The sequence below is a fragment of the Mycobacterium sp. MYCO198283 genome, assembly GCF_021213805.1.
Lineage (GTDB): Bacteria > Actinomycetota > Actinomycetes > Mycobacteriales > Mycobacteriaceae > Mycobacterium.
In genome coordinates, this window is sequence record NZ_JAJQJI010000010.1 from 1 (window position 1) to 19,449 (window position 19,449).

Consider the following 19,449-nt stretch of genomic DNA (forward strand, 5'->3'; position numbering starts at 1 on the left):
CTCGCCGGCCGCCGGATCGATCTGCGACACCGCCTCGTACTCGAACATGTGTTCGAGTATAGCGGAGGGGGACGACACGCGCATCCGACAGAAATCGCAGTCGCTCTCGACACACAGTGATCGATGACTGCCCGCGGGTTATAAACGCCGAAATGTGCACAGGTGAGGCGGCCGCCGCGACGATCGGTGCGCTCCAACGCGCTCTCGGCCGACGAATGGCCCTACGCCCGGCTTCAGGAATCAACCTGTCGGCGCGACACCGCATTACCTCCCTCGACATCACAACTAGAGGCCGATGGCGCGCCCGATCAGCATGAGCTGCACCTCGGTGGTGCCCTCGCCGATCTCCAGGATCTTGCTGTCGCGGTAGTGGCGGGCGACGGTGAACTCGTTCACGAAGCCGTAGCCGCCGAAGATCTGGGTGGCGTCGCGGGCGTTGTCCATCGCCGCCTCGCTGGCGACCAGCTTCGCGATGGCGGCTTCTTTCTTGAACGGCTTCCCGGCGAGCATCAGCGCCGCGGCGTCGTAGTAGGCGGTGCGGGCAGTGTGCGCGCGGGCTTCCATGCGCGCGATCTTGAACGCGATCGCCTGGTTGCGGCCGATCGGCTGCCCGAACGCCTCGCGTTCCTTCGCGTAGCGGACACTTTCGTCGACGCAGCCCTGCGCGGCGCCGACCGACAGTGCAGCGATCGCGATCCGGCCCTCGTCGAGGATCCGCAGGAAGTTCGCATAGCCGCGTCCGCGCTCACCGAGCAGGTTCGCCTCGGGCACTCGCACGTCGTCGAAGGACAGTGGATGGGTGTCGGAGGCGTTCCAGCCGACCTTGTCGTAGGCCGGTTCGGCGGTGAACCCGGCGCTGGGCACCGGCACGAGGATCGACGAGATCTCCTTGCGCCCGTCGTGCTCGCCGGTGACGGCGGTGACGGTCACCAGCCGGGTGATGTCCGTGCCGGAGTTTGTGATGAACTGCTTGGAGCCGTTGATCACCCATTCGCCGTCGTCGAGCCGGGCCGTGGTGCGGGTGGCGCCGGCATCGCTGCCACCGCCGGCTTCGGTCAGCCCGAAGGCGCCCAGGGCCCGTCCGCTCGCGAGCAGCGGCAGCCACTCGGCCCGCTGCGCCTCGTTGCCGAACCGGTACACCGGCATCGCCCCGAGTGACACGCCGGCCTCCAGCGTGATGGCCACCGACTGGTCGACCTTGCCGAGCTCCTCGAGTGCCAGGCACAGCGCGAAGTAATCGCCGCCCATCCCGCCGTACTCCTCCGGGAAGGGCAACCCGAACAGGCCCATGTCGGCCATCCCGGAGACGACCTCGTACGGAAAGCTGTGCTCCGCATCGTGTTTGGCCGCCACGGGCGCCACCACGGTGCGGGCGAAGTCGCGGACCGTCATCGCGAGCTGTTGGTAGTGATCGGGCAGCAGGCCGCTCGACATCAGATCCGTCATGGTTGTCTTTCCTCCGCGGGTGCGGTGATCCGGGCCACGGGCTGGCCCAAGGTGACCTGGTCGCCGACGGCGACGAGGACGTCGGCGACACCGTCGACCGGAGCGGTGATCGCGTGCTCCATCTTCATCGCCTCGACGGTGACGACGACCGTTCCGGCGCTCACGGCGGCACCGTCGGTCACGCCGACGGCCACGACGGTGCCCGGCATGGGGCTGGTCATCTCGGCGCTGCCGGCGTCGTCGTCCGGTGCGCGCACCGCGGCCTCGGCAACCTCCTCGACGAGGGTGGTCACGCCGTCGGCGAACAGCCAGACGCCGGGTCCGTCGGCGGCGACGCGGTACCGTCGGCGCTGCCCGTCGAGCGTCACGGTGAGCAGGTCGCCGGCCAGCTCGGCGGCCACCGGATACGCGGCGCCGTCGGCGATCTCGGCGGTCCCGGCCGCCGGCGAGCCGGACAGCCGGACGTGCTCGGCGCGCGCACCGGCACTCATCCGGAAGACCGCGGGCGCCGGGGTGCCTAGGCGCCAGCCGGTGGGCCGGCCCCACAGGTCGTCGCCGGCCCGCTGCCATAGCTGCAGCCAGCGGTAGCAGGCCGCCGCCACCAGCCGGGCGTCGTCGGCGGCGTGGGGCGCGTAGTCGGGCAGCCGCCGGTCCACCAGCGCCGTGTCGAGTCGGCCCGCCGCCACGTCGGGATCGCGGAGCAGGAACCGCAGGAAATCGAGGTTGGTGGTGAGACCGAGTACACCGGTCTGCGACAGCGCCCGATCCAGCCGCCGCAGGGCGGTCTCCCGGTCGGGGCCGTGCGCGATGACCTTGGCCAGCATGGGGTCGTAGTCACTACCGACCGCGGTGCCGGCGCGCAGGCCGGAGTCGACGCGGACGTCGGGACCGGTCGGCTCGACGACGGCGAGCACCGGACCGCCCGTCGGCAGGAATCCGCTGGCGGCGTCCTCGGCGTACACCCGCGCCTCGACGGCGTGGCCGTCGAACCGAATGTCGTCCTGCGACAACGGAAGTCGCTCGCCGGCGGCGATCCGGACCTGCCACTCGACGAGGTCGTGGCCGGTGACCAGTTCGGTGACCGGGTGCTCGACCTGCAGCCGGGTGTTCATCTCGAGGAAGAAGAACTCGTCGGGCCGGTCGTCGGAGACGATGAACTCGACCGTGCCGGCGCCGACGTAGGCGACGCTGCGGGCGGTGTCGCAGGCCGCGGCACCGATGCGGGCGCGCGCATCGGCGTCGAGCAGCGGTGACGGCGCCTCCTCGATGATCTTCTGGTGCCGCCGCTGCAGGCTGCACTCGCGCTCGCCGAAGTGCACGACGGTGCCGTGGGTGTCGGCGAGCACCTGCACCTCGATGTGGCGGGGCCGCAACACGAACCGTTCGAGGAAGAGCGTGTCGTCGCCGAACGCAGCCGCGGCTTCGCGGCGGGCGCCGGCCAGCGCGGCGGGCAGGTCGCCGGGACGCTCGACCACCCGCATGCCCTTCCCGCCGCCGCCTGCCGAGGGCTTCACCAGCACCGGGAAGCCGATGTCGCCGGCCGCAGCGACGAGTTCGTCGTCGGTGAGCCCCGGGCGGGCGATCCCCGGCACCACCGGCACCCCGAAGCGCGTCACGGTGGTCTTGGCCGCGATCTTGTCGCCCATCGTGGTGATGGCTGCGGCCGGTGGGCCGATGAAGACGATGCCCGCCGCGGCCAGCGCGGCGGCGAAAGCCGCGTTCTCCGACAGGAATCCGTAGCCGGGATGGACGGCCTGCGCGCCGGTGCGCCGGGCCGCCGCGACGACGGCGTCGATGTCGAGGTAGCTGGCGCGGGCCGCCGCCGGGCCGATACGCACCGCCTCGTCGGCCTCGACGACGTGGCGGGCGCCGGCGTCGGCGTCGCTGTAGACAGCCACCGACCGAATGCCCATGGCGCGCAGCGTCCGCATCACCCGCACGGCGATCTCGCCGCGGTTGGCCACCAGCACGGTATCGAACATCGCGGGGCTCACATCCGGAAGACGCCGTAGGAAACCGGTTCGAGGGGCGCCTGTGCCGCCACCGACAACGCCAGGCCCACAACGGTTCTCGTGTCGGCAGGGTCGATGACGCCGTCGTCCCAGAGCCGGGCGGTGGAGTAGTACGGGTTGCCCTGCCGCTCGTACTGCGCGCGAATCGGCGCCTTGAGCGCCTCCTGGGCCTCGGGGTCGAGGTCGCCCCGGACGGTGGCCAGCACCGAGGCGGCCTGTTCGCCGCCCATCACCGAGATCCGCGCGTTCGGCCACATCCACAGAAACCGAGGCGAATACGCCCGGCCGCACATCGAGTAGTTGCCGGCGCCGTACGATCCGCCGACCACGACGGTCAGCTTGGGCACCCGCGCGCAGGCAACGGCGGTCACCATCTTGGCGCCGTGCTTGGCGATACCGCCCGCCTCGTAGTCGCGGCCCACCATGAACCCGGAGATGTTCTGCAGGAACAGCAGCGGCACCATCCGCTTGTCGCACAGCTCGATGAAATGTGCGCCCTTCTGCGCCGATTCACCGAACAGGATGCCGTTGTTGGCGACGATCCCCACCGGGTGGCCGTGCACACGCGCAAAGCCGGTGACGAGCGTGGTGCCGTACTCCGCTTTGAACTCCGAGAAGTCGCCGCCATCGACGATCCGGTGCACGACCTCGTGGACGTCGTAGGGGATCCGCGAGTCGATGGGCACCACGTCGTAGAGCTCACGCTGGTCGGCGCTCGCGTCGACGGTGGGCAGCACCTCCCAGGGCGGCGGGGTGCGGGGACCGAGGGTGGCGACGATGCGGCGCACGATGCGCAGCGCGTCGCGGTCGTCGTGCGCCAGGTGGTCGGTGACCCCGGACGTCTTCGAGTGCAGGTCACCGCCGCCCAGTTCCTCGGCCGTGACGACCTCGCCGGTCGCGGCCTTCACCAGCGGCGGGCCACCGAGGAAGATGGTGCCCTGGTTGCGGACGATGACCGCCTCGTCGCTCATCGCCGGCACGTACGCGCCGCCGGCGGTGCAGGATCCGAGCACCGCCGCGATCTGCGGGATGCCCGCCGCGCTCATGGTGGCCTGGTTGAAGAAGATGCGGCCGAAGTGGTCGCGGTCGGGGAACACCTCGTCCTGGCGCGGCAGAAAGGCGCCACCGGAGTCGACGAGGTAGAGGCACGGCAACCGGTTTTGCAGCGCGATCTCCTGCGCGCGCAGATGCTTCTTGACCGTCATCGGGTAGTAGGTGCCACCCTTCACGGTGGCGTCGTTGGCGACGATCATGCATTCGCGGCCCGACACCCGGCCGATGCCGGTGATGATGCCCGCGGCGGGGCAGTCGTCGTCGTACATGCCGGTGGCCGCGAGCGGCGCGACCTCCAGGAACGGGCTGCCCGCGTCGAGCAGCCCGTCGACGCGGTCGCGCGGCAGCAGTTTGCCGCGGCCGACGTGCCGCTGCCGGGACCGCTCGGGGCCGCCGAGGGCCGCCGCCGCGAGCTTCGAGCGCAACTCCTCGACCAGCCGAAGGTGCTCCGCTCGGTGTGATGTCACCGTGTCCAAGGCGCCCGCCCATTTCGGTTAATGACGACTAACTCAGGGCATGTTAATTATCATTAACCCAAATGTCCAACGTCGCCGCATCCGAGACCCGCCGCAGCCGGCAGAAGTCCGACCGTCGGTCGCAACTGCTGGCCGCCGCCGAACGGCTGATCGCCGAGCGGGGCTACCTCTCGGTGCGGCTGGAGGACATCGGCGCGGCCGCCGGGGTCAGCGGGCCCGCGATCTATCGGCACTTCCCCAATAAGGAAGCGCTGCTGGCCGAACTGCTCGTCGGGATCAGCACCCGGCTGCTGGCCGGCGCCGAGGCGGTGGTCCGGCAGGCACCGTCGCCGAGGGCGGCGCTCGACGGCCTGGTCGATTTCCACCTCGACTTCGCGCTGAACGAATCCGGCCTCATCCGGATCCAGGACCGGGACCTGGAATACCTGCCGCCCGACGCCAAGCGCCAGGTGCGGCGGGCGCAGCGCCAGTACGTGGAGATCTGGGTGCAGGCGCTGCGGACCATCGACCCCGAACTGGACGAAGCCGACGCGCGCCTCATGGCGCACGCCGGCTTCGGGTTGCTCAACTCCACGCCGCACAGCGTCCGGTCGGGGTCGGCGGCGAGGACCGCCGATCCCCCGCAGTCGCGGACCGTGCTGCGGGCGATGACGGTGGCTGCGCTCACCGCGCGGCCACCGTCACCGGCGTCCGGGCGCTAATACCAGACTTTGCGGCCACCGACCGCGCGGCCGGTGGCGCCGAGGATCCACAGGACTACCCCGGCGACGATCAGGATGACGCCGATGGTGGTCACGATCGACAGCTTGAGCACGTATTGACCGAGCAGGGCCAGGATGATTCCGAGGATGATCATTGCCGCTCCATTTCTGATATTCGGTTGATTCGCCGGGACCGCTTACGGGGCGCGCTGCGGTTCCGGAGCCTTCGGGCAGTTGTCGACGACGGGAATCAGCCCCGGGACGAAGTTCAACGGGCCCGCGATGGTCGTCACCGCGACGTTCACCACTCCGGTGCAGTTCTTCGCGTTCTTCTCCTGGTCGAGTGCGAAGACGGCGACCACGCCGACCAGCAGCCAGACCAACACGATTACCCCGACTATGCCGCGCATCTTGGCCTCCATTCCGTGGTCTGAGATGATTGACCGCAACGACAATTCTCCAAACCTCACCCGTCCGCGCAGTGCGGGCGAGTCGAGTCGTCAGGCGACGCGCGTGCGGTCGAACGACAGGTGCAGCCACTGGCAGATCTCGCGGGCCACGGTGACACGGTTCTCGCGTTTGGCGATCTCGTGGCCGTCGTCGGGGAACAGCACATAGCGGACCTCCCGGTTCCGCTCGCGCAGCGCCGCGACGATCTGGTCGGATTCGCTCACCGGCACGTTGGTGTCGGTGCCGCCGTGGATCACCAGCAGCGGAGCGCGCAGGGCGTCGACCCGGCGCAGCGGTGAGAGTTCCTCCAGCAGTTCCAGATCGCGGATCGGATGGCCGTACTTGGTGTAGGCGGCGTCGGCGATCCACGGCTCGGTGTTGCGCAGGAACGTCGTCAGATCGCTCATGCCGCAGATGCTGACGCCCGCGGCGAACAGCTCGGGGTGAAAGGTGAGCGCCGCCAGGGTGAGGTAACCGCCGTAGGACCATCCGCCGCAGGCGATCCGGTCCGCGGGCGCGATCCCCCGCTCGACCAGGTACGCCACGGCGTCGGCGACGTCGTCGATGGCGGCGAAGCGCTTCTCGACGTCGTCGGCGTGCATGAAGGCGCGGCCGGCGCCGCCCGAGCCGCGCACGTTCGGCGTGAACACCGCCACGCCGGCGCTGAGGAGCTCCGGGAATACCTCGCTGTAGCCGGGCCTCGACTGCCCCTCCGGCCCGCCGTGCAGATAGACCAGCGCCCCGATCACCGCGACGCCCGGCGGCGGCCGGTACAGCCAGCCGGAGAACTCCAAACCGTCACGGGCGGTGAGGCGTTCGAGCGTCGGCGCGGAGCTGATGGACGGCACCAGCGGTCCGCTGCTGGGTTGGCTGTCGATGCGCTGCCACTCGCGGATGCGCGGATCGACGAGCTCGACGGTGGGCGGTTTGGCGGGGCTCTCGACGGTCATGGCGACCATCGAGCCGCCCGCGCTGATCGTGAGTTCGGTGGCCACCAGCCCGGGCAGCGGGATCGGCGGCAGCAGCGTGTAGTCGGCATAGGACAGGATCTGCAGTTCCGACAGCCCGTCCCGGTTCCACAGCAGCGCGACGGTCGACAGGTCGTCGCTGACGACGAACTCGTCGAGATCGCAGTCGGGCCGCTCGGCGACCACGTGATAGGTCACGCCGTCGGAGGTGGCGGTGACCTCGAGCAGGCGCGCGTAGTTACCGCCGTTGTCGCTGCGGATCAGCGCCCGCACATAGCCCTCGGTGCTGTCGGGCGGATAGGTCTTGGCGGGGTGGTAGAGCCGGGTCTGCTCGCCGGTCACGCCGTAGCGCAGCCGACGCGGCTGGTGGTCGTCGAGGATGACGCCGTAGTCGGTGACCGAGCCGGGATCCGGTGGCAGCAGCGCGATCTCGGTCAGTCCGCGGCGCAGGATCAACTCCCGGTACCCGCGCGGGCCGACGCGGATGAGGGCCGCTCCGGCCCAGGCGTCCACCAGCCGGCCCGCCGAGCGCCGGTCCAACACCACCGACTCGCCGGTGGCCGGGTCGATCAGGCACGAACTGCCGATGCCGTCCTCGCCGGTGAGGATCGCCGCGACGCGGGTGCCGTCCCAGCCGATGAGTTCGGCGGTGCCGCCCGCGCTGTCCCAGCCGGCGGGGCCGAAGCCGTCGATGCGGCGGGCGTCGCGGTCGTCGGGATCGGTGGTGACCACCCAGATCTGGCGGCGGTCGCTGCCCTCCGGCGCCACCTCGCACGCCAGCCAGTGACCGTCGGCGGAGTGGATCACCCGGGTGACCGGGCCGTCGACCGGGAGCTCCACGTCGCGCGACGAACTGGCCCGCCACCCCGTCAGGAAGCGCTGCACCGCGCGCGGATAGCCGCCGTCGTCGACGAGGTGGGCGAACGCCGTGGCGTCCGGGGACAGCGACGCGCCGTAGTTCGCGCGGACCTGCCGTCCGGGTGCGGCCAACTCAGCCCTCCATGTTCTGCAGCCACATCTCCAGGACACCCAGTTGCCACAACGAGTTCCCGTCGAGCACGGTGCGATGCCGGTTCGGGTCCGACAGCAGGGTGTCGAGGACCTCGCGACGGTACAGGCCGCGCTCCCGGGCCGCCCGGGCGGTCAGCGCGTCACGGACCATGTCGAGCAGCGGGCCGTCCAGATGACGGATCCCGGGCACCGGGAAGTACCCCTTCTTGCGGTCGATCACGTCGGCCGGGAGCAGTTTGCGCGACGCCTCCTTGAGCACGCCCTTGCCGCCGGACGCCAGCTTGAACTCGGGCGGGCAGGTGGCCGCGAGCTCGACGAAGTCGTGGTCGAGGAACGGCACCCGGGCCTCGAGCCCCCACGCCATCGTCATGTTGTCGACGCGCTTCACCGGGTCGTCGACCAGCATCACCGTGGTGTCCAGCCGCAGGGCGGCGTCGACGGCCGTCTCCGCACCCGGCGCCGACTGGTGCGTCCGCACGAACTCGAGGCTCACGTCGTGGTCGAGCGTGTAGTCCGGCGCCAGGATCGACAGCACGTCGCTGTGCCCACGGTCGAAGAACACCTTGGCGTAGGCGTCGGTGACGGCCGCCCGGTCGACGTTCGCCAGCGGCGGGTACCAGCTGTAGCCGGCGAGGACCTCGTCGGCGCCCTGCCCGGACTGCACCACCCGGACCGACTTGCTGACCTCCTCGGACAGCAGATAGAAGGCGACGCAGTCGTGGCTGACCATCGGCTCGCTCATCGCCGCGATGGTCCGCGGCACCGCGGGCAGCAGCCGGGACGAATCGATGTGGATCTTGTGGTGGTCGGTGTCGAACGCCTTGGCGACCATGTCGGAGTAGACGTACTCGTCGCCGGATTCGCCGCCCGCGGAGTCGAAGCCGATGCTGAAGGTGGCCAGCCCGTGCTGCCCCTGCTCGGCGAGCAGCGCCACCACCATCGACGAGTCGATGCCGCCCGACAGCAACACCCCCACCGGGACGTCGGACACCATCCGCCGCTCCACCGAGGTCCGCAGTGCGTCGAGCAGGGCGTCCTGCCAGTCACCGAACGACCAGTCCGCGCGCGACGGGTCCCGTTCGAACACCGGCGACCAGTAGACCGTGTCCTCGAAGGTGCCGTCGGGCTGGACGACCCGGACGGTGGCGGGCGGCAACTTCCGGATGCCCTGATACACGGTGCGCGGCGCCGGCACCACCGCGTGGAAGCTCATGTAGTGGTGCAGCGCGTGGCGGTCGAGGTCGGTGTTCACCCCGCCGCCGTCGATGAGCGCGCGCACCGTGGACGCGAACCGCAGCTTCCCCGGCCACTGCGCGTAGTACAGCGGCTTGATGCCGAGCCGGTCGCGCCCCAGCGTCACCACCCCGGTGTCGCGGTCGTGGACGGCGAACGCGAACATCCCCTTGAAACGCTCGACACACCGCGGACCCCAGCGGTGGAATGCCTTGAGCAGCACCTCGCTGTCCGCGGTGGAGAAGAAGCGGTAGCCGACGTCCTGCAGCTCCCGGCGGAGCTGCTGATAGTTGTAGATGATCCCGTTGAAGACGAGCGACAGGCCGAGCTCGCTGTCGACCATGGGCTGCTCGCCGCACGCCGACAGGTCGATGATCGACAGGCGCCGGTGCCCGAATGCGACCCGGCCGTGCGCGACGAGACCGTCGGAGTCCGGGCCGCGCGACTCCATGGCGCCGGTCATCCGGTTGACCGCGGCGACGTCGGCCGATCTGCCGTCGAAGCGGATCTCTCCGCAGATTCCGCACATGGTTCAAGCCCCTTCTCGTAGGGAAGCGCCGGGTACTAGCTTGCCCTGTCGGCGCCCCGCGCGAGAACTGAGGCCGTGCGGCCGGCGCGGTACCCTGGCGGCAATGAGGTGGGTATGAGCCGCGACGTGCCGCCGCGCGACGATCAGTCCGACGCCACGCGCCGGATCGGGAACCCCTACGACCTGTACGGGCACTCCGCCGGCGATCCGGCATACGCGGGCCAGTCGCCGTGGGCGCCGACCGGACCGCCGCCGCAGCGCCCGACCGAGCAGCTGCCGCCCTACTGGACGCAGACCAACCCGCAGGCGCCGCTGCCCGACCCCGGCGACGAGCCCCCGCACGACGAGCGCCCGTCGAAGTGGTTGTGGATCTTCGCCGGGGTGGCCGTGGTCCTGGTGATCGGCTTGGCCGTCGCGCTGGTGATCGTGACGAGCTCGTCGAAGGAGGAGACGGTGGTGTCGCCGTTGCCGGCGCTCACCCCGACCGCCACCACCAGCACGTCGCGGTCCCCCACCGCGGTGGTACCCCCGAGCAGCCGCCCGACCAGCACGACGTCGGCGAGCCCCACCACCACCTCGGGTACGGCGTCCGGGGCCACGCAGACCGTCGTCTACGAGGTGAGCGGAACCGGGCGCGCGCTCTCCATCACCTACGCCGACAGCGAGAGCATGGCCATGGAGTTCAACGTGCAGCTGCCCTGGCGCAAGGAGCTCACGTTGCCGCAGCCGGCCGAGAGTGCGGCGAGCGTCTCGATCGTCACCTACGGCGGCGAGGTGACCTGCAGCGTCTTCGTCGACGGCTCGCAGGTCAAGCAGCAGACGGGTAACACCTTCACGAGCTGCTGAGCGGGCGCGCCGGAGTCCGCACGCCCAGCATGGCGACCAGTCCGGCGGTGAGCACGACGAGCAGGCCGGCGGTGCCCGCGCGGTCGGTGCCGAACCAGTCGATGAAGCTGAAGAACAGCCACGGCGCCAGGAACGACACGGCGCGGCCGGTGGTCGTGTAGAGGCCGAACGCCACGCCTTCCTTGCCTTCGGCGGACATGCGCATCATCAGCGTGCGGGCCGCCGCCTGGGTGGGGCCGATGAACAGGCACAGCAGCAGCCCGCACACCCAGAACGCCAGCGGCCCGGACAGCGCCAGCAGCGCCGAGCCGGTGATGATCATGGCGATCAGCGAGCCGACGATGACGGGCTTGGACCCCACCCGGTCGTCGGCGAGCCCGCCCGCCACCGCGCCGAGCGCCGCCACCACGCTCGCCGCCACCCCGAAGAGCAGCACGTCGCTCTGGGAGATGCCGTACACGGTGACGCCCAGCACCGCCCCGAACGCGAACACCCCGGCCAGGCCGTCCCGGAACACCGCGCTGGCGAGCAGGTAGAAGACGACGTTGCGGTCGCGTCGCCACTCGCCGCGGATCTCCTGCCACAGCCGGCGGTAGCCACCGAACAACCCGACCGGCTGCGGCGACGGTTCGCCTGCCACCGGGCGGGCCGTCACGATCAGGGGCAGCGCGAACAGCAGGAACCACGCCGCGGCCAGCAGCATGGCCAGCCGCACGTTCAGGCCGTCCGCCGTCGGAACGCCGAGCAGTCCGCGCCGGTCTCCGTCACCGGCGATGAGCGTTCCGTAGACCAGCAGCAGCAGTAGCACGCTCCCGACATAGCCGCAGGCCCAGCCGAAGCCCGACACCCGGCCCGACGTCTGCGGAGTGGACAGCTGTCGCAACATCGCGTTGTACGGCACGCTGGCGAGGTCACTGCAGGCGGCCGTCAAGGCCAGCAGCACCAACCCCGGCAACAGGTAGCGGTGGTCGTCGCGGATCAGGCTCATGGCGGCCGTCAGCGCCACCGCGCCGCCGGTGAGCACCGCGAGCCCCATCCGACGTCGCCGGGGCGCCTCGACCCAGATCCCGGTGACCGGGGCGAGCAGCGCCACCGTGAGGCCTGCGACGGTCATCGCCCGGCCCAGCCAGCTCGCCGGGGACGTGTCACCGGGCAGGCCTTCGCCGACCGTGCCGGTGAGGTAGACCGAGAAGACGAAGGTGACGACGATGGCGTTCAGCCCGGTCGAGCCGCAGTCCCACAGCGCCCAGGCCACCACCCGGAAGCGGTCGACGGCCGGGTCGCCCGGCCGGGGAGATGCCACGATCGCCCACGATATAGTCCGGCCCATGCCCGTACCCGCCCCCAGCCCCGACGCCCGCGCCGTCGTGACCGGCGCGTCGCAGAACATCGGCGAGGCACTGGCCACCGAGCTCGCCGCGCGGGGCCACCATCTGATCGTCACCGCGCGCCGCGGCGACGTGTTGGCGGCGCTCGCGGCGCGGTTGCAGCAGCGTTACGGCGTGACGGTCGAGGTCCGGCCCGTGGACCTGGCCGATCCCGGGCAGCGCGGCGACTTCGCCGAGGAGCTGGCGGGCCGGGAGATCTCGATCCTGTGCGCGAACGCGGGGACCGCCACCTTCGGGCCGATCAGCCGGCTCGACCCGGCCGGCGAGCGCGCGCAGGTGCAGCTGAACGTGCACGGTGTCTACGACCTGGTGCTGGCGGTACTGCCGGGCATGGTGGCGCGGCGGGCCGGCGGAATCCTGATCTCCGGCTCGGCCGCCGGCAACTCGCCGATCCCCAACAACGCCACCTACGCCGCCACCAAGGCGTTCGTCAACACGTTCAGCGAGTCCCTGCGCGGCGAGCTGAAGGGTCAGGGCGTGCACGTGACGCTGCTGGCGCCCGGCCCGGTGCGCGCCGACCTGCCCGATCCCGACGAGGCGTCGCTGGTGGACAAGCTCATCCCCGACTTCCTGTGGATCTCCACCGAGCACACCGCCAAGCTGTCGCTGGACGGGCTGGAGCGCAACAAGATGCGCGTGGTGCCCGGCGTGACGTCCAAGGCGATGTCGGTGGCCAGCGGCTATGCGCCGCGCGCCGTCGTCACCCCGATCGTGGGCGCCGTCTACAAGAAGCTCGGCGGCGACTAACGGCGGCGGCGCCGGCGACCGGTGCCGAAGATGCTGCGGCTGATCTCGCGGCCGGCGGCTGATGCGGCCGATCGCATGAAGCTCTTGAACGCCGGGTTGTCCATCACCTTCTCCAGCGCGCCGGGGCCTTCGGGCTGCGCGGGCGCGGGCATGGGCGGGACGTCGATCGGCGGCGGGACCGGGGCGGGCGCTGGTGTGGCGGGCGGTGGCGTGAGCTTCGCGGTGAGCCGCTCATAGGCCGACTCGCGGTCGATCGGCTGGCCGTATTCGGCTTGCAGCGCACTGGCTTTCGCCGCCGTCGCGATGGCGTCGGCGCCGATGGTGTCCATCAGCGAGCGCGGCGCCCGCATGCGGGTCCACGCGACCGGCGTGGGCGCGCCCCGCTCCGACAGCACGGTGACGACGGCCTCGCCGATCCCGAGCGACGTCAGCGCTGTTTCCAGGTCGTAGACCGTCGTCTTCGGATAGGTGCGCACGGTCCGCGTCAGCGCCCGCTGGTCGTCGGGGGTGAAGGCGCGCAGCGCGTGCTGGATCCGCGCGCCCAGCTGCGACAGCACGTCTTTCGGTACGTCGGTGGGCAGCTGGGTGCAGAAGAACACCCCGACGCCCTTGGAGCGGATCAGCTTTACCGTCTGCTCGACCTGCGCCAGGAACGCCTTCGACGCGTCGGCGAAGAGCAGGTGCGCCTCGTCGAAGAAGAACACCAGCTTCGGCTTGTCGACGTCGCCGACCTCGGGAAGCGATTCGAACAGGTCGGCGAGCACCCACATCAGGAACGTCGAGAACAGCACCGGCCGCGCGGCCTGGTCGCCGACCTCGAGCAGTGTCACCACGCCGCGGCCGGAACCGTCGACGCGCATCAGGTCCTGCGGATCGAGTTCCGGCTCACCGAAGAAGGTGTCCCCGCCGTCGGCCTCCAGGTTCACCAGCGCCCGCAGGATCACCCCGGCGGTGGCCGGCGACACCGCGCCGAGCGCTTCGAGCTGCGGCTTGCCCTCGTCGCTGCGCAGATAGTTGATGACCGATCGCAGGTCCTTGAGGTCGAGCAGCGGCAACCCCTGCTGGTCGGCCCAGTGGAAGACGAGGCCGAGCGTCGACTCCTGAGTGGCGTTGAGCCCGAGCACCTTCGACAGCAGGATCGGCCCGAAGCTGGACATCGTGGCCCGCACCGGCACTCCCACGCCGCGAGCACCGAGCGACAGGAACTCGACGGGATAGGCCGTCGGGGACCAGTCGTCGCCGGTGTCCCGCGCGCGTTCGGTGGTGCGGTCGCTGACCGCCCCGGGCCGCGACAGGCCCGACAGATCGCCCTTCACGTCGGCCATCACCACCGGGACCCCGGCGGCCGACAGCTGCTCGGCCAACAGCTGCAGGGACTTCGTCTTGCCGGTGCCGGTGGCCCCCGCGACGAGCCCGTGGCGGTTGACGGTGGCGAGCGGAATGCGGACGCGCGCCGCCGGGTCCACGGTCCCGTCGACGACGACGCTGCCCAGTTCGAGGGCCGGACCGTCGACCGCGTAGCCTGCGGCGATCTGCTGTGCGGGGGTGCCGGAAGTGTCGGTGCTCATCGCTCTCCGACACTACTGTTGCCGGCGCCGGCGGCGATGGGCTTACTGTGATCGCTGTGCGGGATGAACTGGTGTGGATCGACTGCGAGATGACGGGCCTGGACCTGCGCAAGGACCGGTTGATCGAGATCGCGGCGCTGGTCACCGACGGCGACCTCAACGTGCTGGGTGACGGCGTCGACGTCGTGATCCACACCGACGACGCGGCGCTCGACGGGATGATCGACGTGGTGACCAAGATGCACACGCGGTCCGGGCTCATCGAGGAGGTGCGCGCCTCCACCGTCAGTCTGGCCGACGCCGAGCAGCTGGTGCTCGACTACATCCGCACACACGTGCCGGCGCCCAAAAGCGCTCCGCTGGCGGGCAATTCGATCGCCACCGACCGCGGGTTCATCGCCCGCGACATGCCGGCGCTCGACGAGCACCTGCACTACCGCATGATCGACGTCAGCTCCATCAAGGAGCTGTGCCGCCGGTGGTATCCGCGCATCTACTACGGCCAGCCCGAGAAGGGGCTCGCGCACCGGGCGCTCGCCGACATCCGCGAATCCATCCGCGAACTGCGCTACTACCGCAGCACCGCCTTCGTGCCGCAGCCGGGGCCCTCGACCGCCGAGATCGCCGCGGCGGCCGGCGCCCTCGGCCTCGACGGCCAATCCGATTCGGCGTCGGCGGCGTCCACCGGCTAGTATCGGCAGTCGCTGCCGGCGCTCTCGGCTCGGCGGCAATGGTGGCTGTAGTTCAGTTGGTAGAGCACCAGGTTGTGATCCTGGCTGTCGCGGGTTCGAGTCCCGTCAGCCACCCCGAGAGACGAAGCCGGCCAGCCCGAACGGGCTGGCCGGCTTTCGTTTTTCACCCGTCAGGCCGTCGCGTTGCCGGCCAGCCACTCACTCCACGGGATGTTCCAGTCACCGAGCCCGTCGGTACCCGGCAGCGGGCTGCCGACGGTGTTGACCACCTCGACGATGTCCCCGCGCTTGGTGTTGTCGTAGAACCACTTTGCGTTGCTGGTGCTGACGTTCAGGCAGCCGTGGCTGACGTTGCTGCGGCCCTGGCTGCCCACCGACCACGGCGCGGCGTGCACGTAGATGCCGCTGTACGACATCTGCGTGGCCCAGTCCACCTCGGTGCGGTAACCGTTCGGCGAGTTCGACGGCACGCCGTAGGTCGACGAGTCCATCACCAGGTGCGAAAAGCGCTCACCGATGATGTAGATGCCGTTGTTGGTGGGCGTGCTGTTCTTGCCCATCGAGATCGGCATGGTCTTCACCACCTCGCCGTTGCGGCGGATGGTCAGCGTCTTGGTGTTGTCGTCGGCGGTCGCGATCACCTCGTCGCCGATCGTGAACTTCGTCGAGGTGTTCTCCTGACCGAAGAGCCCCTCGCCGAGATCGACGCCGTAGATGTCGACCTGCACCTCCACCTGCGTGCCCGGCTTCCAGTAGTGCTCCGGGCGCCACCGCACCTCGCGGTTGTTGAGCCAGTAGAACGCGCCGACCACCGGCGGGTCCGTCGTCACCTTGATGGCGCGCTCGGCGGCCGCCCGGTTCGGGATGTCCTCGTCGAAGCGCACCGCGATCGGCTGGCCGACCCCGACGACCTCGCCGTTGTTGGGCAGCAGGTAGCCCATCGTCAGGTTCTCGGGCGAATGCGTCTCGAAGGTCATCTCGCTCTTGGTCACGCCGCCGAGACCGACCGCCTCCGCCTGCAGGGTGTACTGCTTGTTGTAGCCGAGCGGCTCGGTGGTCGCCCAGGTCAGGCCGTCCGGGCTCAGAGCGCCCGCCACGGCCCGGCCCTCGTCGTTGGTTAGCGTCACGGCGCCGAGCACGCCGTCGCCTGCGGTCACCGTCACGGGCGCATCGACCGACACCCCCACCGCGCCGTCGGTGACCGATGCCTGCAGCTTGGGCACCAACAGGTCGTCGAACGGCGTGCCCTTGTCGGTGATGACCTGCGGCGCCGCCGGCTCACTGCTGCCCCCGCAGCCCGAGAGGGTCAGCGCGGCGACAACCAGCATCAGCAGCGCCGTCAACCACGTTCGCCGGCGTCGCGGACCGCCCGTTGCACGGACCTGCCACATAATCTCGTCCCCACCTCATCTGCACCCTGCAGTGCGCATCGTTTCTGGCAATAGTCTAAGGGCTTTCGGCAGATGCGGCGTCTCGCGCGGCGGCCCGCTGCGACTCCCGCGCCCGGTTTCTCCCGGCGGCGCTTTCAGTGTTATCGTCGCTCCTCGATGCGCCGTTAGCTCAGTTGGTAGAGCAGCTGACTCTTAATCAGCGGGTCCGGGGTTCGAAACCCTGACGGCGCACCAGGCGAAAGGCTCCGCTCCGGCGGGGCCTTTCGGCGTTTTCGCCCTCGGTTGCCGCCCAGCCGATCCGTGGCACCGCCCGGCAACGCTGCGGGTGGCTGTTGACTTTCATCCCGCGTTACCGCCGCGGCGGCCGCTTCGAATGTGCGCCACCGACGCCTAAGCGGGCGACGGCGCCTTAACCGTCAGACGTGATTGACGCCATAGTCTGCAGCTCAGTCTTGCGGGGTACCGCTTTCACCGGCACACTTCAGTTAGCTGAGGAGGCGATGCGTGATGTGGCGCACGTTTGCAGGCCGGGCGAAAAGGAAGCACTGATGGGTGGCATCGAGCCGGTGTCGACACCGTCTCATGCGGTGCCGCGGCAGCACGCCAGCAACGCCTCACAGCCGGTCGCCGTCCACAGCTGCCGTCGCCTCGGTATGTGCGCCAATCCGCCGGGACCGCAGCTCGCCGTTCCGCAGTGGCTGCGACGCAGGTGGGGTCGGGGGATCTGACGCGCAGGCGTCAGCGTCGAGCGCGTCGGACCAGCGCCACGACGGTCAACGTCCCGATGCCGACCAGCGCGAAAGTGACCGGTGGTTTGCGTACGAAGGCGATGAGCCCGGCCTTCGCGTCGTCGGCCAGGCGGCGCGGATTCGCCCGCTTCGTCAGGGAGTCCACCGTCGCCGCCAACTGGTCGCGAGCGCGGTCGATGTCTTCCTTGATCTCGTCGGGATCGCGGTCCGCCACTTGTGAGTCCTCCGTGTCCATGCCCCGCCCGACGGGCTCGGTGCGGGTCTGTCACCCTGTCGAACTACCCTAGATCAGCCGGTTCGGGAACCGTCGCGCCGGTGGACGAAAGGGGCTTTGCGGTGGCCGAGACCACGCGACTCTCACCCGGGGACGACGCCCCGGAGTTCAGCCTTCCCGACGCGGACGGCAACACCGTGTCGCTGTCGGACTATCGCGGCCGGCGCGTCATCGTCTACTTCTATCCGGCCGCCTCGACGCCGGGCTGCACCAAGCAGGCGTGCGACTTCCGGGACAACCTCGCCGAGCTGAACGACGCCGGGCTCGCGGTGGTGGGCATCTCCCCCGACAAGCCGGCGAAGCTCGCGAAGTTCCGCGACGCCGAGGGGCTGACCTTCCCGCTGCTCTCGGACCCGGACAAGACGGTCCTGACGGCGTGGGGCGCGTTCGGCGAGAAGAAGATGTACGGCAAGACGGTGCAGGGCGTCATCCGGTCGACCTTCGTCGTCGACGAGGACGGCAAGATCGCCGAGGCGCAGTACAACGTCAAGGCCACCGGCCACGTCGCGAAGCTGCGGCGCGACCTGTCGGTTTAGCCGAGCTTCGCCAGCAGCAGCGCCTCGGCGGTGGCGGCGCGTTCGAGCACGCCGAGGTGCAGGCTCTCGTCGACGCTGTGCGCCTGCGTGCCGGGATCCTCGACGCCGGTCACCAGGATCTGCGCATGCGGGAAGGCGGCCGCGAACTCGGCGATGAACGGGATCGAGCCGCCCATCCCCATGTCGACCGGCTCGGCGCCCCACGCCTGGGCGAATGCCTCGTGCGCCGCCCGATGGGCGCTGCCGTCGGTGTCGACCGCGAACGGCTGGCCGACGTCGCCGGGCGTCACCGTCACCTGCGCGCCCCACGGGGTGTGCTGCTCGAGGTGTCGGGTCAGCGCGTCGAGATGCGCGCGGGCGTCGCCGCCGGGCGCCACCCGCAGGCTCACCTTGGCACGCGCCCGCGGGATGAGGGTGTTGGACGACGTGGCGATCGGCGTGGCGTCGATGCCGATGACGGTGATCGCCGGCTTGGCCCAAAGCCGTTGCGGCACTGAGCCGCTGCCGATCTCTCGGACACCGTCGAGCAGTCCGGTGTCGGCGCGCACCCGCTCCGGCGGATAGTCGACGTCCGCGGCGACGCCTTCGTGCAGCCCTGCGACCGCCACGTTGCCGTCGTCGTCGTGCAGGCTCGCGAGCAGCCGCACCAGCACGCTCACGGCGTCGGGCACCACGCCGCCCCACAGCCCCGAGTGCAGACCGTGGTCGAGCGTGGCCACCTCCACGACGCAGTCGGCGAGCCCGCGCAGCGACACCGTCAGCGCCGGCACCTCGGTGCTCCAGTTGTCGGAGTCGGCGATGACGATCACGTCGGCGGCGAGCAGGTCGCGGTGGGCGGCGAGCAGCGCCCCGATGGTCGGCGATCCGGACTCTTCCTCGCCCTCGACGAACACCGTCACACCGACCGGCGGATTGCCGCCGTGGGCGCGGAACGCGGCGAGGTGCACGGCGATGCCGGCCTTGTCGTCGGCGCTGCCGCGCCCGTAGAGCCGGCCGTCGCGCTCGGTCGGCTCGAACGGCGGCGAAAGCCATTGCGCGCGATCGCCTTCCGGCTGGACGTCGTGGTGGGCGTACAGCAGCACGGTCGGCGCCCCGGGCGGTGCGGGGTGGCGGGCGATGACCGCGGGGGCGCCGCCCGCCGCGACGACGCGGACGTCGTCGAATCCGGCGCCTGTCAGCAGGTCGGCGACGGCCTTGGCGCTGCGATACACCTCGTCGCGGCGGGCCGGGTCGGCCCACACCGACTCGATGCGCACCAGGTCCTCCAGGTCCCGGCGGACCGCGGGCAGCAGGTCGCGGACGCGTTCGACGAGATCGCTCATAGCGTTCGAGGCTAGTGCGTCGCCGTCACCCTCAGCAGCCGCGAGCGTGCGCGCGCG

Annotated in this window: 16 protein-coding genes, 2 tRNA genes and 1 pseudogene; 7 read left to right on the plus strand and 12 right to left on the minus strand. The window is 70.4% G+C overall.

Annotated features, from left to right (window positions below; all coding sequences use genetic code 11):
* Positions 1 to 285 precede the first annotated feature (285 nt).
* From LV457_RS17815 to LV457_RS17825, 3 genes are read right to left on the minus strand one after another with little or no spacing between them, the layout of a single operon-like run.
* Complete coding sequence (locus LV457_RS17815) at positions 286 to 1,446, minus strand: acyl-CoA dehydrogenase family protein (protein WP_232172865.1); 1,161 nt, start codon at positions 1,444 to 1,446, stop codon at positions 286 to 288.
* Positions 1,443 to 3,428, minus strand: coding sequence for a biotin carboxylase N-terminal domain-containing protein (locus LV457_RS17820; protein WP_232172866.1), 1,986 nt, complete (start codon positions 3,426 to 3,428; stop codon positions 1,443 to 1,445). Before LV457_RS17820 ends, LV457_RS17815 begins: the two co-directional genes overlap by 4 nt.
* Positions 3,429 to 3,436: 8 nt before the next feature.
* A complete protein-coding gene (locus LV457_RS17825) occupies positions 3,437 to 4,987 on the minus strand; it encodes a carboxyl transferase domain-containing protein (RefSeq protein ID WP_232172867.1) in 1,551 nt (516 codons plus the stop codon).
* Positions 4,988 to 5,049: 62 nt separating this feature from the next.
* Here LV457_RS17825 and LV457_RS17830 point away from each other — a divergent pair, with 62 nt between their 5' ends.
* On the plus strand, positions 5,050 to 5,688 hold the full coding sequence (locus LV457_RS17830) for a TetR/AcrR family transcriptional regulator (RefSeq protein ID WP_232172868.1): 639 nt from the start codon (positions 5,050 to 5,052) through the stop codon (positions 5,686 to 5,688).
* Here LV457_RS17830 and LV457_RS17835 read toward each other — a convergent pair.
* From LV457_RS17835 to LV457_RS17850, 4 genes are all read right to left on the minus strand, one after another.
* Positions 5,685 to 5,843: a DUF6131 family protein gene (locus tag LV457_RS17835; protein ID WP_232172869.1), complete on the minus strand. Its 159-nt coding sequence runs from the start codon at positions 5,841 to 5,843 to the stop codon at positions 5,685 to 5,687. The genes LV457_RS17830 and LV457_RS17835 overlap by 4 nt on opposite strands.
* 42 nt (positions 5,844 to 5,885) lie before the next feature.
* Positions 5,886 to 6,098, minus strand: a complete 213-nt coding sequence (locus LV457_RS17840; RefSeq protein WP_374198884.1) for a hypothetical protein — start codon at positions 6,096 to 6,098, stop codon at positions 5,886 to 5,888.
* 90 nt (positions 6,099 to 6,188) lie between these two features.
* Entirely contained in the window at positions 6,189 to 8,096 is a 1,908-nt protein-coding gene (locus LV457_RS17845) for a S9 family peptidase (protein WP_232172871.1), read from the minus strand.
* Between the two features lies 1 nt (position 8,097).
* Positions 8,098 to 9,879, minus strand: a complete 1,782-nt coding sequence (locus LV457_RS17850) for an N-acetylglutaminylglutamine amidotransferase (protein WP_232172872.1) — start codon at positions 9,877 to 9,879, stop codon at positions 8,098 to 8,100.
* Positions 9,880 to 9,993: 114 nt separating this feature from the next.
* Between LV457_RS17850 and LV457_RS17855 the strand changes: the two genes are divergently transcribed.
* Complete coding sequence (locus LV457_RS17855) at positions 9,994 to 10,725, plus strand: hypothetical protein (protein ID WP_232172873.1); 732 nt, start codon at positions 9,994 to 9,996, stop codon at positions 10,723 to 10,725.
* Here LV457_RS17855 and LV457_RS17860 read toward each other — a convergent pair.
* Positions 10,712 to 12,028, minus strand: coding sequence for an MFS transporter (locus LV457_RS17860; protein WP_232172874.1), 1,317 nt, complete (start codon positions 12,026 to 12,028; stop codon positions 10,712 to 10,714). The genes LV457_RS17855 and LV457_RS17860 overlap by 14 nt on opposite strands.
* Positions 12,029 to 12,053: 25 nt before the next feature.
* On the opposite strand from LV457_RS17860, the gene cmrA reads away from it, so the two are divergent.
* The gene (gene cmrA / locus LV457_RS17865) at positions 12,054 to 12,860 is read left to right on the plus strand and encodes a mycolate reductase (RefSeq protein ID WP_232172875.1); all 807 of its coding nucleotides are present in this window, start codon (positions 12,054 to 12,056) and stop codon (positions 12,858 to 12,860) included.
* Here cmrA and LV457_RS17870 read toward each other — a convergent pair.
* Positions 12,857 to 14,428 carry a helicase HerA-like domain-containing protein gene (locus LV457_RS17870; RefSeq protein WP_232172876.1) on the minus strand — a complete coding sequence of 524 codons (1,572 nt, stop codon included), beginning with the start codon at positions 14,426 to 14,428 and terminating at the stop codon, positions 12,857 to 12,859. The two genes, cmrA and LV457_RS17870, sit on opposite strands and share 4 nt — an antisense overlap.
* A 56-nt stretch (positions 14,429 to 14,484) precedes the next feature.
* Between LV457_RS17870 and orn the strand changes: the two genes are divergently transcribed.
* Positions 14,485 to 15,120 carry an oligoribonuclease gene (gene orn, locus LV457_RS17875; RefSeq protein WP_232172877.1) on the plus strand — a complete coding sequence of 212 codons (636 nt, stop codon included), beginning with the start codon at positions 14,485 to 14,487 and terminating at the stop codon, positions 15,118 to 15,120.
* 41 nt (positions 15,121 to 15,161) lie between these two features.
* A tRNA-His gene (locus LV457_RS17880) sits at positions 15,162 to 15,234 on the plus strand.
* A 56-nt stretch (positions 15,235 to 15,290) separates the two neighbouring features.
* On the opposite strand, the gene LV457_RS17885 is transcribed toward LV457_RS17880, so the two are convergent.
* A complete protein-coding gene (locus LV457_RS17885; RefSeq protein ID WP_374198885.1) occupies positions 15,291 to 16,448 on the minus strand; it encodes an Ig-like domain-containing protein in 1,158 nt (385 codons plus the stop codon).
* 221 nt (positions 16,449 to 16,669) lie between these two features.
* Between LV457_RS17885 and LV457_RS17890 the strand changes: the two genes are divergently transcribed.
* Positions 16,670 to 16,745: transfer RNA gene (locus tag LV457_RS17890), tRNA-Lys, on the plus strand.
* 504 nt (positions 16,746 to 17,249) lie between these two features.
* Here the strand turns inward: LV457_RS17890 and LV457_RS17895 are convergent.
* Positions 17,250 to 17,474, minus strand: a complete 225-nt coding sequence (locus LV457_RS17895) for a DUF3618 domain-containing protein (protein ID WP_232172879.1) — start codon at positions 17,472 to 17,474, stop codon at positions 17,250 to 17,252.
* A 122-nt stretch (positions 17,475 to 17,596) separates the two neighbouring features.
* Here LV457_RS17895 and bcp point away from each other — a divergent pair, with 122 nt between their 5' ends.
* Entirely contained in the window at positions 17,597 to 18,070 is a 474-nt protein-coding gene (gene bcp / locus LV457_RS17900) for a thioredoxin-dependent thiol peroxidase (protein ID WP_232172880.1), read from the plus strand.
* Here the strand turns inward: bcp and LV457_RS17905 are convergent.
* Positions 18,021 to 19,386: pseudogene (locus LV457_RS17905) on the minus strand (dipeptidase); the annotation flags it as partial. The gene bcp and the pseudogene LV457_RS17905 sit on opposite strands and share 50 nt — an antisense overlap.
* Positions 19,387 to 19,449: the final 63 nt, after the last annotated feature.